This window comes from uncultured Lactobacillus sp., assembly GCF_948948975.1.
GTDB lineage: Bacteria > Bacillota > Bacilli > Lactobacillales > Lactobacillaceae > Lactobacillus.
The window spans coordinates 1-14,152 of the sequence record NZ_CARBVX010000008.1 but is presented as its reverse complement, the minus strand read 5'-3'; the positions used below and the strand labels follow the sequence as shown (position 1 = coordinate 14,152).

General features: G+C 34.7%; 16 protein-coding genes. 1 reads left to right on the top strand and 15 read right to left on the bottom strand.

All coding sequences use genetic code 11. The annotated features are described in order from the left end of the window. Nucleotide 1: 1 nt before the first annotated feature. From Q9R40_RS04625 to gmk, 6 genes are read right to left on the bottom strand one after another with little or no spacing between them, the layout of a single operon-like run. Entirely contained in the window at nt 2-754 is a 753-nt protein-coding gene (locus Q9R40_RS04625; RefSeq protein ID WP_004895348.1) for a Stp1/IreP family PP2C-type Ser/Thr phosphatase, read from the bottom strand. A gap of 6 nt (nt 755-760) precedes the next feature. After that, nucleotides 761-2,077, bottom strand: a complete 1,317-nt coding sequence (gene rsmB, locus Q9R40_RS04620) for a 16S rRNA (cytosine(967)-C(5))-methyltransferase RsmB (RefSeq protein WP_304676530.1) — start codon at nt 2,075-2,077, stop codon at nt 761-763. Next, nucleotides 2,070-3,014: a methionyl-tRNA formyltransferase gene (gene fmt, locus Q9R40_RS04615; protein WP_304676528.1), complete on the bottom strand. Its 945-nt coding sequence runs from the start codon at nt 3,012-3,014 to the stop codon at nt 2,070-2,072. The genes rsmB and fmt overlap by 8 nt, the downstream gene beginning before the upstream one ends. A 20-nt stretch (nt 3,015-3,034) precedes the next feature. Beyond that, a complete protein-coding gene (priA, locus tag Q9R40_RS04610) occupies nt 3,035-5,431 on the bottom strand; it encodes a primosomal protein N' (RefSeq protein ID WP_304676526.1) in 2,397 nt (798 codons plus the stop codon). Between the two features lie 54 nt (nt 5,432-5,485). After that, complete coding sequence (gene rpoZ / locus Q9R40_RS04605) at nt 5,486-5,704, bottom strand: DNA-directed RNA polymerase subunit omega (RefSeq protein WP_004897072.1); 219 nt, start codon at nt 5,702-5,704, stop codon at nt 5,486-5,488. 3 nt (nt 5,705-5,707) lie between these two features. Then, nucleotides 5,708-6,322 (bottom strand): guanylate kinase, encoded by a 615-nt coding sequence (gmk, locus tag Q9R40_RS04600; RefSeq protein WP_297939151.1) that lies wholly within the window; start codon nt 6,320-6,322, stop codon nt 5,708-5,710. Between the two features lie 160 nt (nt 6,323-6,482). Here gmk and Q9R40_RS04595 point away from each other — a divergent pair, with 160 nt between their 5' ends. Then, nucleotides 6,483-6,776, top strand: coding sequence for a hypothetical protein (locus tag Q9R40_RS04595; RefSeq protein ID WP_297939154.1), 294 nt, complete (start codon nt 6,483-6,485; stop codon nt 6,774-6,776). 61 nt (nt 6,777-6,837) lie between these two features. On the opposite strand, the gene recN is transcribed toward Q9R40_RS04595, so the two are convergent. From recN to efp, 9 genes are read right to left on the bottom strand one after another with little or no spacing between them, the layout of a single operon-like run. Then, nucleotides 6,838-8,517 carry a DNA repair protein RecN gene (recN, locus tag Q9R40_RS04590; RefSeq protein WP_304676523.1) on the bottom strand — a complete coding sequence of 560 codons (1,680 nt, stop codon included), beginning with the start codon at nt 8,515-8,517 and terminating at the stop codon, nt 6,838-6,840. A 9-nt stretch (nt 8,518-8,526) separates the two neighbouring features. After that, the gene (locus tag Q9R40_RS04585) at nt 8,527-9,339 is read right to left on the bottom strand and encodes a TlyA family RNA methyltransferase (RefSeq protein ID WP_297939160.1); all 813 of its coding nucleotides are present in this window, start codon (nt 9,337-9,339) and stop codon (nt 8,527-8,529) included. 3 nt (nt 9,340-9,342) lie between these two features. Beyond that, complete coding sequence (locus tag Q9R40_RS04580; protein ID WP_297939163.1) at nt 9,343-10,209, bottom strand: polyprenyl synthetase family protein; 867 nt, start codon at nt 10,207-10,209, stop codon at nt 9,343-9,345. After that, nucleotides 10,210-10,455: an exodeoxyribonuclease VII small subunit gene (locus Q9R40_RS04575; protein ID WP_297584265.1), complete on the bottom strand. Its 246-nt coding sequence runs from the start codon at nt 10,453-10,455 to the stop codon at nt 10,210-10,212. It lies immediately after the preceding gene. Continuing rightward, entirely contained in the window at nt 10,436-11,806 is a 1,371-nt protein-coding gene (gene xseA / locus Q9R40_RS04570; protein ID WP_304676518.1) for an exodeoxyribonuclease VII large subunit, read from the bottom strand. The genes Q9R40_RS04575 and xseA overlap by 20 nt, the downstream gene beginning before the upstream one ends. Continuing rightward, a complete protein-coding gene (locus tag Q9R40_RS04565) occupies nt 11,796-12,644 on the bottom strand; it encodes a bifunctional methylenetetrahydrofolate dehydrogenase/methenyltetrahydrofolate cyclohydrolase (protein WP_304676516.1) in 849 nt (282 codons plus the stop codon). Before Q9R40_RS04565 ends, xseA begins: the two co-directional genes overlap by 11 nt. A 46-nt stretch (nt 12,645-12,690) precedes the next feature. Further along, nucleotides 12,691-13,092: a transcription antitermination factor NusB gene (gene nusB, locus Q9R40_RS04560; RefSeq protein ID WP_297939172.1), complete on the bottom strand. Its 402-nt coding sequence runs from the start codon at nt 13,090-13,092 to the stop codon at nt 12,691-12,693. Beyond that, complete coding sequence (locus Q9R40_RS04555; RefSeq protein ID WP_004895367.1) at nt 13,093-13,533, bottom strand: Asp23/Gls24 family envelope stress response protein; 441 nt, start codon at nt 13,531-13,533, stop codon at nt 13,093-13,095. Between the two features lie 17 nt (nt 13,534-13,550). Then, the gene (efp, locus tag Q9R40_RS04550) at nt 13,551-14,120 is read right to left on the bottom strand and encodes an elongation factor P (protein WP_004895368.1); all 570 of its coding nucleotides are present in this window, start codon (nt 14,118-14,120) and stop codon (nt 13,551-13,553) included. Nucleotides 14,121-14,152 lie beyond the last annotated feature (32 nt).

Genomic DNA, 14,152 nt, shown 5'->3' with positions numbered 1-14,152 from the left:
GCTATTTGTCACCATCCTTTTCTACATAGGCAAGCAAACAAACAGTAATATTATCTCCACCACCTAAACGATTAGCTTCATTAATAAGTTTATTACAACGCTCTTTTAAACTTAAATTTTTAGTGGCAAGGATTTGTTGAATTTGAGGATCAGTTAACGAATTTGTTAATCCATCGGTACAAAGCAGAAAAATATCACCAGCATGAACTTCAAGAATATCAAATTCTGGGTTTACAGTACTTGAGACTCCTAAAGTTTCAGTAATAATATTTTTTTGAGGATGATTTCGAGCCTGTTGCTCAGTAATTTGACCCATTTTAACTAATTCATGAACTAAAGAATGATCCTCAGTAATTTGCTTAAATTCATTACCCCCATAGAGATAACAACGTGAGTCACCCAGATGGGCAATTAAGATCTTTTCAGTAAAGGCAATTGCTAAAACTATTGTGGTGCCCATTCCATTTAGATCAGAAAAACGATCGGCTGTATTTAAGATGGTTTCATTTTCTAATCTTAATTGTACAGTTAACCATTTTTGAGCTAAGTCCGGATCGGTAAAATCGGTCTTTTCAAAATTATGACCTAAATGACTAACTGCCATCGTTGAGGCAACATCTCCTCCTTGGTGGCCACCCATACCGTCACAAACGATCCCCATAATAATATTATTTTGATTTTTAAATACCTTTACAAAGTCCTGATTAGTTTCTCGGACTCTACCAATACTTGAAGCAAATGCTGTTTTAATCAAAATTATTTACCCTCGTTTTTTTAATTTTGCAATAAAAAATCCGTCACTGCCGTCACTACTTGGAAAAATACGTACCATTTCTTGCTTAGGAAGCTTTCCTACTTGAACTGGTATCAACTCAAAATCGGGATGCAATTTTAGAAATTGCTTAACTACTCCTTCATCTTCTTCATAGCTGATGGTACAAGTTGAGTAAACCAATTCGCCTCCCTTAGCTAAAAGTCCACTCACGCTTTCCAAAATAGCTAACTGAATTTTTGCTAAATTTTTAATATCATTTAATGATTTTTCATATCTAATCTCCGGCTTTCGTCTAATTAAACCTAAACCAGAGCAAGGCGCATCTACTAAAATTTTATCAAATTGTCCTTGATTAAAATATTCTTTCGCCTTTCGTGCATCTAAAGCCTTTGTCTTTACTTTATCACTAACGTGAAGACGCTCAGCTGCATTTCTTACAAGCTTTAGTTTATTCTCATGGATATCTAAAGCAACTACACTGCCTGTTGTTAGGTTTTCAGCGATTTGAGCAGTCTTACCACCAGGAGCACTGCATGCATCTAATACTTGTTCATTACCCTTAAAATCAAACGCATCTACAGCAAGCGACGCAGCAGCATCTTGAATAGTAATTTTTCCATTTTTAAATAGATCTGTTTGCGCTACTCCACCTTTATTAAGATTTAAATTATGCGGAGTTAAACTGGATTCTTCAAAATTAAAAGTATCTTTTTTTAACTCTTCTTTGATTTCTCCAAAGTCTGACTCTTTTGTAGTCATTCTAATTGAGTTAGCAGCAGGCTGATTACTTCGTACTAAAATTTCTTTTGTTTTATCTTCACCAAAATGATCTAATAAATATTCTACTAACCATTTAGGGAAGCTCTCTTTAATACTTAAATATTCAACTATATCATTAGTTGGTGGCAAAATTTTACCTTGACGCTCTAAAGCACGCAAAATTCCGTTAACCAGCTTATAACTCCCACTATTTCTCTTACTATATTTTTTAGCAAGCTTGTTTGCCTCATCAAAAATCGCATTTGCTGGTACTTTCTCTAAGAAAAAGTACTGGTAAGCTGACATTAAAAGAAGCGGTTTTAAAAAACTGTCGCGTAGTTTTGTTTTAATTAACGGCTTTAATTGATACTCTAAAAATATTTTATATTGAATTGTACCATATACAATTCTAGTAGCTAAGGCCTTATCAGCTGGCTTTAAATCATGTTTTGTTAGTTCATTGTTTAAAGCAATATTAGAATAGCTTTTTTGATTAAAAACTTTGATCAAAGTCTCTAAAGCAACCGTTCTTGCATTACTCATCAATTATCTTATCTCCAATTGTAAAATGACTACCTTGACCATTGAGATAATCTTTAATATTCATTTTCTTCTTACCAGTTGGCTGAACTTCAAGCAATTCTAATTGACTGCCATCAGCCATACTAATTACGAATTTCTTTTTATTAGTAACTAAAGTTCCAGCTGGAAAACTAGTCTTTTCAGTCAATGGTTTTGCTTTCCAAACTTTGAATCTCTTCCCATCAAGCATCAAATAAGCGCCTGGATCAGGATTAAGGGCACGAATTAGATTATTAGCTTCTTTAGCTGTCATAGATAGATTTATCTTTTCTTGGTCTTTAGAGATGTTAGGGGAAAAGACAACCTTATCCTCATCCTGAGCAGTCCGAGTAATTGTACCGTTGATAAACTTAGGTAAAGTTTCTAGGAGAAGATCTCTTCCCAAAATACTTAACTTATCAAATAAAGTGCCACTTGTATCTTCATCTGTAATTGGCAAAGCTTTTTGGGCAAAAATATCTCCTGCATCCATTTTTTTCACCATCTCCATAATGGTAATACCAGTCTCTTTATCCCCATTTAAAACAGAATATTGAATTGGCGCACCACCACGATACTTAGGAAGGAGAGAACCATGAACATTAACTGGAGCTATTTTAGCTGACTTCAAAAACTTCGTTGGCAAAAATTGCCCATACGCAGCGGTAATAATAAAATCCGGTTCAATTTTCATTAATTCTGTAAGTTCTTCTGATCCTGACAATTTAGCAGGTTGATAAACTTGAAGATTATGTTTCAACGCTGTTTCCTTAACAGCAGATTGATGCACTACTTGTTTACGCCCAACTCGCTTGTCAGGTTGAGTAACGACTGCTTTAATTTCATATCCTTGATCAATCAATCCCTGGAGAACTACACTACCAAAATTTGGGGTTCCTAAAAAAATAACTGATGACATAGATTCAACTTCTTTCTAACTTACATTATTCTCTCTGGTTCATTATCAATGTATATATTTAAACCACGTTTCTGTGCTAATTGCGCATCATCTTGAATTTGATGAAGCAGATCATGCAACTTAGGCTCATATTTATATTTTACCAAGATTTGGTAATAATATTGATTTTTAATTTTGGCTACACTACTTGGCGTTGGCCCCAAAATAATAGTTGGAGCATGTAACTCGCGCATTAATTTTCTTTTTATTACGAATGCTTCTTTAGCAGCTGACTGTTCATTTTTTGATGCAACAGTAATTAAGGTAGTATAAAAAAATGGTGGATAGTTTCCCTGAAATCTAACCTGCATTTCTTTTTGATAAAAACCCTCATAATCCTGATTTTGCGCTAGTTTTATTGCATAATTTTCCGGATTATAAGTTTGGATCATAACTCTACCAGCTTTTTCGGCTCTTCCAGCTCTCCCAGCTACTTGGGTCAGTAAATCAAATGTTTTTTCTGAAGAATTAAAATCTGGAAGAGATAAGGCTGTGTCAGCGTTAATTACTCCCACCAAAGTAACATTTGGAAAATCTAATCCCTTAGCAATCATTTGTGTTCCTAATAGAATATCGGCTTGATGATTACCAAAACTATCAAGAATTTTCTTATAACTTCCTTTACGTCTAGTAGTATCAACATCCATTCTTAAGATTTTAGCATCAGGAAGTAAAGTTTCCAGTTCTTCTTGAACTTTTTGCGTTCCTGTACCTAAAAATCTTATTTTTTTACTCTGACAATTTGGACATTTTCTTGGAATTGGCTCCTTATGGCCGCAGTAATGACATTGCATCTGTCCAGTATCTTTATGCAAAGTTAACGAGATATCACAATTTGGACATTTTAAAACAAAGCCACAATTTCGACAAAGCATAAAACTAGCAAAGCCACGACGATTAAGAAGTAAAATAACCTGTTCTTTTTTAGCTATTTTTTCTTTAATTGCATCTACTAAGGGAATTGATAAGTCAAACTGTCCACCAGCAAATTCAACAGTTTTTAGGTCTATCAGGTTCACTTTAGGTAGTGACTTTTGGTTAGCACGTTTAGTTAGACGTAATAATTTATATCTTCCTTTTTGAGCCCGCGCCCGGCTTGCTAAAGAAGGCGTTGCACTTCCTAAAACGACTGGGCAATTGTGAAACTTACTTCTCAGCAAAGCCACATCACGTGCATGGTAGCGAGGAGTATCATTTTGCTTATAGGAAGACTCATGTTCTTCATCAATTACTATTAAACCAATATTTTTTAAAGGGGCAAAAATTGCACTTCTAGCTCCTACTACAACTTGAGCTTCTCCCCGTCTAATTCGTCGCCATTCATCATACTTTTCACCTTCAGATAAACCACTATGTAAAACAGCAACATTATCTCCAAAACGCTCCTTCACTTGTTTAACCATTTGAGGAGTTAGGGAAATCTCTGGAACAAGCATCAATGCATTTCGCTTCTGCTCAAGAGCCATACTGATAGCGTGAAGATACACCTCAGTTTTACCACTCCCAGTAATTCCCTCAAGAAGAAAAGTCTTAGCCTCTTTTTCCTTAATACTAGTCCCAATTGAATTTAAGGCGTCTAATTGTTCTGAATTTAATTTAACTGAATGCTTACCAGTATTAGATTCAAAATCTTTTAATGGATCGCGATAAATCTCCTGCTCTTTTCTTAAAAGCCATCCCTTTTTTTCGGCTGATCGTAACGTAGAACTTGAGATTCCCAGTTCAGATTCAATATTTGAACCCAATTTTGGATATTCGCTATATTTTTCAACGATATTATTAAGCAATGCTCGCTGATTTTTTGCTGTTGTTCTTATTCCTTTCAAAATCTCTTGATATTCTGTCCTAGTTTTAGTCAAAAGATATATAGCTACTTGCTTCTTCTTAGCTTTATTTTCAACTAAATATTCGATCTTAGCTTGATTATTTTTTATAAGCTTTTTAATTTTTACAATTGTCTTAAGATCAGAAACTTCATTTAAATCAAGCGGCTCACCTTTAAAAAGATTATTTTCTTTAATTTCATCTGTAAGGGGAACTAGAATTTTCCGATAATTCGCCTTCATCACGCGTGGTAACATTGACTGAAGAATTGTAATCCGATATGAAAAAATTTTATCAGCTAAAGTTTTAGAGAGAGCAATTAATTCTGGCGTAAGTGGCGGCAATTCATCAATTACAACAAGCAAATCTTTTAATTTTCCTGTATAAGAAGTTGTTTCACTGATTCCGACTACAAATCCTTGTACTTTTCGTCGACCAAAAGGAACGACCACTCTTGATCCAACAGCTACATCAGTTAATTCCTTTGGAATATGATATTCAAACACTCGATCAGTTTGTTTAGCAGCTACATCTACAATAACTTGCGCAATCATTTATCTTATCACCTACTAAAAAACCTTCATTGATTAACAATGAAGGAAAAGATTTTAGCCAATATCTTCACGATGCTCAGGATCAATTGTAACTTTACCAGCAGCAATTTCTTCAAGCGCTTCGCCCACTGCTTTATCAGACTTATAGTGTTTTAAAGCTAATGGAGCGCCTGCTTGAATCTCATGAGCTCTTTTAGCAGCTAAAACTGAAAGAGAATAACGAGAATTTACTCGAGACAGCAATTTATCAATAGATGGGTATGTAATTTTCATCTGTTAATCCTCCTTAACCATATTTCTATAATCATTAATTACTCGCGGCACACGCACGTGTTCAGCTTCAACAATAGACTTAATATGATCAACAGCATTAGCAACAGTATCGTTAACTACAGCATAATCATAATCTTCCATCATTAAAATTTCTTTACGTGCCTGTTCCATTCTCATAGCAATTACCTTGTCAGAATCAGTTCCGCGATTAACAATTCGATGTTTTAATTCGTGCAAATCTGGTGGTGTCAAAAAGATAAAGACACCATCTGGCATTAACTTGCGAACCTGTTTTGCTCCATTGACATCAATTTCAAGTAAAACATCTTTACCTTCATTGAGCATCTTTTGCACTGGTGCAAGTGGAGTACCATAATGGTTGCCTACGTATTCATTATATTCCAAAAGCTCGTTACCTTTAATTGCTTCTTGAAAACGATCCTCTGAAACAAAATAATAATCCTTCCCATTAACTTCGCCTGGACGAGGCTTACGAGTAGTCATTGAAACAGAATATTCAAATGAAAAAGCTTTTTGCTTCACCATTGCACTTTTAACGGTCCCCTTACCAACGCCAGAAGGACCAGATAAAACTAATAATAAACCTTGATGTGCCATTTTCGCTCCTAAAAATTATAGTAACAAGAATATATTGCACTAAAAAACGAGTAATTTCAAGAGTTTCGCAAAGAGATATAAATTCCACTTGCAATCAAAAACATTTGTTCGTATAATACATAGTGCAAACGCAAGTTCGGGATGTATAGAGGAATGAGATATGAATTTATTAAAGTCGCTTAATAATTATAGTAAACAAATTTATAATTACTTCTTTAATTATAATATTAATAAGCTTACTACTTTTGCACAAGATCCAAGTAAAATTATTAGAATTTTAGAGCATGCACTTTTTCATAAAGAATATATATTACTGACCTATCAAAATGGATGCACTGAGATTGGTCAGCTAATAAAAAGAACTTCTGCTGGGCGCTTCGTACTAGATAGCTATGACAATAATATAATTAGAATAATCGATTTAAACGAGATTTTTAACGTCGAAACAGCATAAAAATAAAGGACTTTTCAGTACAAATGTAATTTTCACTTTAAACTGAGAAGTCCTTTTTATTTTATTCTTTAAAACTTTCCATTAAGTCAGCTGCATTTCTCTTAGCAGCATCTGTTACATCAGAGCCTGCCATCATCTGAGCAATTGCAGTAATTGCTTCTTCTTGCGTAAGAGGACCTACTTGAGTATAAGTAGCTCCATCTTTAACTTGCTTTACAACTGAATAACGTTGATCTCCAGCAGCAGCCACTTGAGGGGAGTGAGTAATTGTAATAACTTGTTTTTCTTGGCCGATTGCATGCATCTTTTTACCAATTGCTGCTGAAACTCGGCCTGAAACCCCAGTATCAATTTCATCAAAAATCATGGTTCCAACTGGTTCCACACGACTAAAGATTGCTTTTAATGCCAAAATTAAACGTGATTGTTCTCCGCCAGATACTATTTTGACTAATGGCATCAAAGCTTCACCAGGATTAGGCGCAATCATAAAGATAACTTCATCAGTTCCAAGTTTTGTAAATGAATTAGTCTCATTAATTCTAATAGAAAAGCGTGCTTTTTCCATATATAGATCAGCTAATTCTTTTTTTATTTTTTCTTCAAGATCGCGAGCAATGTTTTCTCTCTGTTCATGTAAGTTTTGGGCTTTTTGACTAAGACTTTTTTCAACGATTGCGAGTTCTTTTTGGATTTTTTCTTCGTCTAAATCTCCAGTTTCAAACTTATTTAGTTCACTTTTAACCTTTTGAGCGAATTTAAAAACATCCTCTAAAGTTGGGCCATATTTTTTCTTCAAAGTATTCAATGTATCTAGGCGGCTAGAAACATATTGATACCGCTCTTCGTCAAAGTCCATTTGATCCATTAAAGTAGATAGTTCACTACGAGCATCATTTAGAGAATAAATACCATCATTAAGACTGGTAGCAAAATTTTCAAATTTTTTACCATAATTACTCAAATCTTCGGCAGCATTTTGTGCATCCCCAAGTAAAGTAGCTAGTCCATGCTCATCATCATCGTATAATTGCATAAAATAATTGGCTGTATCTGCAATTTTTTGATAGTTATTGAGCTCATTAAATTCTTCTTCTAGTTTCTCATCTTCATTTGGATCGTTTAAATCAGCACTTTCTAGTTCATTATTTTGAAATTCCAAAATATCCTGTTTTTGAGCAATTTCTTGAGCATCTTCTCTTAACTTTCGTAGTTGAGAAGTAAGATGGCGCCATTTCTCAAAGTCAACTTTATAGCTGTGCAATTCTTTCTTAAATTCAGGCTCTGCATAATTATCAATCAAATCTATTTGTCGATCTTGATCCATCAAAATTTGTTGATCGTTTTGACCATGAATATCAACTAAATTTCGTCCAATTTCACGTAAAACATTGATTGTAGTCAGCTGTCCATTAATTCTAACTACATTTCTTCCCTTATGTGTTAATTCTCGGCTAATTATTAGCTGATCATCTTCAAAAGGCAGGCCATATTTTTCACATAAATTTTCAATAAGATCCTTTTGTTCGCTTAACACAAATAAACCCGTGATGACAGCCTTCTCTTCACCCGAGCGAATCATTTCACTTTGTGCACGACTTCCAAGTAATAAGGAAACAGCATCAATAATAATTGATTTACCGGCGCCAGTTTCTCCAATTAGCACAGTCATTTTTTCTTGAAAGCGAACTTTTAGAGTTTTAATGATTGCAAAGTTTTTAATATCTAATTCAACTAACATTTTTCTCACCTAGAGGCCACTAACTGCACGTTGAACTACATCGGAAGGATTCCCTTTCCATAAGTCTTGACCTGGATTTGCTACGTCTTTTCCTAAATGAATAAGAAATTCAATATTTCCTTTACCACCTTTAATTGGTGAATAGTCTACTCCCAAAATGTTAAACCCTATTTTTTGAGCAACTTCCATGGTATGTTTAATAACATTTGCATGAACTTCATGATTATGAACAATCCCATGCTTACCTACATTCTCAGGACCTGCTTCAAATTGTGGCTTAATTAAACACACTGCATCGCATTTATCTTTTAAAATTTCATACATTGGCGGCATAATTAAATCTAACGAGATAAAGGAAACATCTGTCATTGCAAAATCAGGCAATCCATCAGTGAAGTCGACTGGCTTACTGTAACGAAAATTCTGTTTTTCCATTACTACAACTTGAGGATTATCTCGTAACTTCCAAGCCAGTTGATTATATCCTACATCTAAGGCATAGACTAACTTAGCCCCATTTTGTAAGGCAACATCGGTAAAACCACCAGTGGATGCTCCAATATCCAGGCAAATTTTTCCCTTTAAATCAATATTAAATACTTGAAGGGCTTTTTCTAATTTGAATCCCCCGCGGGAAACATATTTTTTACCATCATCTTTTATATGAAAAACTTCATCTTCCGGAAATTTTTCTCCACTTTTATCAATTCTTTGATGATTATGGTCATTAACTAACCCAGCCATGATAGCTCTTTGAGCTTGACTGCGAGAATTAAAAAAACCTTGTTCAAACAATAATACATCTGCACGCTTTTTAGACATTTACTATAATACCTTCTGATACAAATTAAAAAATTCACCTAATAAAGGCTGTTCAAAAATTTCTACAGCTTTTTTTCCTGATGCAATCAATTCTAAAAGTTGTTTACGACTAGCTTCAATTCCAAGCAAAGTTAAAGTATTATTCTTACCTTCTGTTGCATCCTTATGAGTAGCTTTTCCTGCTTCAGTTGCTGTCTCTACTACATCTACTAAATCGTCATAGATTTGATAAGATCTGCCAAAACGCTTGCTGAAGTTATCTAGTCTATTAAGCTCAGAATCACCTGCACCAGCATAAATTGCAGCCATTTTAACACTTGCTTCAATTAGGCAGCCTGTTTTCAACCACTCCATCTGATCAATCATCTTAGCATTTTCTTTAGCTGAATCGTTATTAGTTGTATCAATATCAAGATATTGACCACCTACCATCCCATTTGGTCCTACAGCTTGAGAAATAATAATTGCTAAGGCGGCTGAATTGCTTCCTTCAGTGATCCATTGAATTCCCAAAGGAAGTAACGCATCTCCTGCTAGTATTGCTTCTGCTTCTCCCCATCTTTTATGAGAAGTAAGTTTTCCGCGACGATAATCGTCATTATCCATTGCAGGTAAATCATCATGAATTAGAGAGTAAGTATGAATTAATTCAATTCCACAAGCAATTCTTAATTCTGGCTCTTCAATTTTATGATTTAGTGTTTCAAGAGTTGCTAAGAAAAGTAAAGGACGTAGTCGCTTACCTCCAGCCATTACTGAATAGGACATAATTCTACTAAAAGTCGGATTATCAACTTCAGTAACTAGATGTTCTTTTAAAAAATTGTCAATTTGAGGTGTATATTTTTCTTGAAAATCTTTTAACTTCATTTATTCTTCCTCAGGAGCAGACGCATTTTGGGGATCTAATGTCTTTTCGTTTCCATCTTTATCTACTAATTTGGCAACAGTTTGTTCAGCGTCATTTAGCTTTTTTTCTAATTCTCGGCTTAATTTAACTCCTGCTTGAAATTCACTTAAAGCATCTTCAAGAGGAACATTACCACTTTCAAGCTTATTAACTATTTCTTGTAATTCATTTAACTGTTCTTCAAAATTATTTTTCTTGATTGCCATTTTTTTCTCTCCGAATATTTTCTACATTTACTTGTACTTGACCATCTTTGAAATGTAACCTTAACTTCTCATCAATTTTTAGCTGGTCAACTGAAGTAACTGTATTTCCTTCTTGATCAGTTGTATAAACGTATCCTCGACTAATTGTTTTCAACGGACTAATATCATCTAATTGTTGCATAGCTCGATTTAATCTATTTCTTTGATCTTTAAGATAGTTATTCATAGTTGAAAACAAATTCGATACTAAAAAATTTCGTTCACGTTCAAGTTGCTCTAATTTTCTGCTAGGACTGAGTGCCTTAAGACGTTCTTGAAGTAAACGTAATGTAGATCCATCGTGCTGTAATCGATTGTCCATTGCCTGATTAAGACGATGGATGAGCATATCAACTTGTTGAATTTGTTGATCATAAATTCTAGTTGGCTCTTGTAAAACTGGTGCGTTCTTTAACCGATCTAAAATTTGACGCTTTGTATGAATATTGGCCTGAACGGCAGCATAAAGTCTTGCCCGTAATTGAACAATTTGCGTTAATACATCCGCTAAATTAGGCGTTGCATATTCTCCTGCAGCCGTTGGAGTAGCTGCCCTAGCATCGGCTACTAAATCAGCTAGAGTCGTATCAGTTTCATGTCCTACTGAACTGATCACTGGCATTTGCATTGCATAAATCTGCCGCACAACTTTTTCTTCATTAAATGGCCACAGATCTTCTAATGATCCACCTCCACGACCAATGATTACAACATCATATTTCTCGCCTTGAGCTTGGACTTGCTGTAAAGCAGCCACAATAGTATCTGCTGCTTCATCTCCTTGAACTTTAGCCGGATACAAATCAATCTCAGCATGAGGGAAACGTCGATTAGCAGTAACCATAATATCATGAATTACTGCTCCTGAAGCACTAGTTACAACTGCAATTCGATCTGGAAATAAGGGAATCTTCTTTTTATGTTCTTCGTTAAATAATCCTTCCTTTGCGAGTTTTTCTTGCAATTGTCTTAATTGCTCATAAAGAGCTCCTAAACCTGCTGGCTCCATAGTCTGAGCATAAAATTGGTAAGATCCCTGCGGTCCATAAACATCTACATATCCACTAACATAAACCTTCATTCCCTCTTCAGGCTTAAATTTTAATTTTTCAAAAAATGAGCGAAACATCACCACATTAATTTTTGATTTTTCATCTTTTAATGAAAAATACTGGTGGGAATTCATTCTAAATCTAAAGTTAGATAACTCTCCCTGTAAAAACACTTTATGTAAATAGGGATCATTTTTAAACTTTTGTGAAATATAAAAATTTAAATCACTAACAGAAAGATAAACTTTATTATCTACCATGTTGTTTCCTCGTCAAAATTACTGCTTGTTTCATTAAACTAGCAACTGTTAAGGGACCTACTCCTCCGGGTACCGGTGTAATTGCATTAGCTTTGGGAGCAACCGTATCGAAATCGACATCCCCCATTAATTTACCATTCTCACGGTTCATCCCAACATCGATTATGACAGCTCCTTCTTTTACCATATCCTCAGTTACTAAATGTGCCTTACCGACATCTGAAATAATCACATCGGCATTTTTAGTTAGCTCTGCTAAGTTTTTTGTTTTTGAATGAGCTATCGTAACAGTTGCATCCCGTCCAACTAAAACTGCAGCTAAGGGCTTTCCTACAATTACGCTACGACCAATAATGACTGTATTTTTACCGGCCATTTCAATTCCATAATAATCAATTAAGGTTAAAATACTGCGAACTGTTGCAGGTATTACATCACTCTGTCCTTCCCATAGACGCCCTAGGTTAAGAGGTGAAAATCCATCGGCATCTTTTTCTGGAGCAATTGTTTCAAAAATAGCTCTTGGATCAATCTGAGGAGGAACGGGTAATTGCACCATTATCCCATTAATACTTGGATTTTGATTAAGTTCTTCAATTTTTTCTAGAAGTTCAGCCTGAGAAGTATTAGCAGGGAAATGCAATCCTATCTCCTTAATTCCTACTTTTTTAGCTAAATTTCTTTTAACTCGCAAATAAATTTTACTTGCTGGATCGTCTCCAACTTCTATTACGCATAAAGTTGGATTTATTCCGTTGCTTTTTAATTTTTTTATTTCTTCTATCAAGTTCTCTTTAATTTCATTTGCAGGAGTTTTTCCTTCTAGTAATTTTTTCACTTAATCACCTCATAAAAAAAGTCGGCTCAACGAGCCGACTCATTAGTTAGTCTTTCTTAATGAAATTGGCCAAGAGACCATTAATAAACTTTTTAGATTCCTTAGAGCTAAATTCATCACATAAATTTAACGCTTCATTTAAAGCAGCTACCGGATCTATTACTTTGCTATTTTGCATTTCATAAAGAGCTACTTCAAGGATTGCCAAGTCAATTTCGTTAATTCTATTAAGACGCCAACCCTTTTTTAAATATTTACTTAATTGCTCATCAAGTGCTTCTTTATTTGCTAAAACACCATTAACTAATTCTGTAGAATAGTTTGGAAAATCTTTCAATCCCAAAGCCTTTAAAGCCTTTTGACAAACTTCCTCTGCATCAGTTAATTTACCTTGGTTAGCCAAATAAATTGCTTGCATAGCAATTCTTCTCATCTCATGCTGTGTCATTTAGTCTTTAGCCTCGTCCTCTTTATCATCTGGGAAAAGTGCTTCCGTGTCAGCTTTTACTTCAGTCTCGTCTGCTTCTGAAACCAAGCCAACTACATGAACATTAATTTGAGTTAAATCTAAATCTGTCATTTGCTTCAATTGCAAAGTTAGATTCTTTTGCAGTTGGACGCATACTTTTGGCACATTTACACCGTAGTCAAGATAAGTATAAACATCAGCAGTTAACTTATCGTCTTCAACACTTAGGGAAACACCTTTACCTTGGTTAGAACGACCAAAAAGAGTATCGATGCCAGTTTTTAGCGTCCCACGCATTTCGCTGACGCCATCGACTTTTCTGGCAGCAATTCCTAGAATAACCTCTAAAACACCAAGATCAACTCGGGTTTCATCGCCTTTGTCATTGCTTGATAAAAGAATCGTTGAATTATCAGCCATATTTTTTACCTCAAAAACTATTTATTTGCACGAGAAACGTAAGTACCATCAGCAGTATTAATAGTTAATACATCACCTTGATTAATAAAGAATGGTACGTTAACTACTAGGCCAGTTTCCATAGTTGCTGGCTTACCACCACCGGAAGATGTATCACCCTTAATATTAGGTTCAGTTTCTGCAACTTCAAGATCAACTGTATTTGGTAAGTCAACACCTAAAGTTTCACCTTCATGAGTAATAACGTTAACTACCATATTTTCTTTCAAGAACTTGGATTCTCTTTCAACTTGAGCTTCTGGAATTTCAAGTTGTTCATAAGTATTAGTATCCATGAATACAAAACTTGTACCATCATTGTATAAGTATTGCATTGCTTTAGTTTGAATATCAGCAGTATTTACTTTAGCAGTTGAACGGAAAGTATATTCTTGAACTGCGCCAGTTCTTAAACTCTTAAGTTTTGAACGAACAAAGGCACTACCTTTACCTGGCTTAACATGTTGGAATTCAACAATACGCCATAAATCATTGTTATATTCAATAGTTAATCCATTTTTAAATTCATTAACTGAGATCATTGTCATAGTAAAATTACCTCATTTCTACACTTACTTAT

Bases quoted from the DNA above. Each gene is read 5' to 3' on its own strand.
- gmk (WP_297939151.1), bottom strand. From the start codon at position 6,322: ATGGCACATCAAGGTTTATTATTAGTTTTATCTGGTCCTTCTGGCGTT.
- Q9R40_RS04595 (WP_297939154.1), top strand. From the start codon at position 6,483: ATGAATTTATTAAAGTCGCTTAATAATTATAGTAAACAAATTTATAAT.
- Q9R40_RS04580 (WP_297939163.1), bottom strand. From the start codon at position 10,209: ATGAAGTTAAAAGATTTTCAAGAAAAATATACACCTCAAATTGACAAT.
- fmt (WP_304676528.1), bottom strand. From the start codon at position 3,014: ATGTCATCAGTTATTTTTTTAGGAACCCCAAATTTTGGTAGTGTAGTT.
- Q9R40_RS04575 (WP_297584265.1), bottom strand. From the start codon at position 10,455: ATGGCAATCAAGAAAAATAATTTTGAAGAACAGTTAAATGAATTACAA.
- efp (WP_004895368.1), bottom strand. From the start codon at position 14,120: ATGACAATGATCTCAGTTAATGAATTTAAAAATGGATTAACTATTGAA.
- recN (WP_304676523.1), bottom strand. From the start codon at position 8,517: ATGTTAGTTGAATTAGATATTAAAAACTTTGCAATCATTAAAACTCTA.
- priA (WP_304676526.1), bottom strand. From the start codon at position 5,431: ATGATTGCGCAAGTTATTGTAGATGTAGCTGCTAAACAAACTGATCGA.
- rsmB (WP_304676530.1), bottom strand. From the start codon at position 2,077: ATGAGTAATGCAAGAACGGTTGCTTTAGAGACTTTGATCAAAGTTTTT.
- nusB (WP_297939172.1), bottom strand. From the start codon at position 13,092: ATGACACAGCATGAGATGAGAAGAATTGCTATGCAAGCAATTTATTTG.
- Q9R40_RS04555 (WP_004895367.1), bottom strand. From the start codon at position 13,533: ATGGCTGATAATTCAACGATTCTTTTATCAAGCAATGACAAAGGCGAT.
- Q9R40_RS04585 (WP_297939160.1), bottom strand. From the start codon at position 9,339: ATGTCTAAAAAGCGTGCAGATGTATTATTGTTTGAACAAGGTTTTTTT.
- rpoZ (WP_004897072.1), bottom strand. From the start codon at position 5,704: ATGAAAATTACATACCCATCTATTGATAAATTGCTGTCTCGAGTAAAT.
- xseA (WP_304676518.1), bottom strand. From the start codon at position 11,806: ATGGTAGATAATAAAGTTTATCTTTCTGTTAGTGATTTAAATTTTTAT.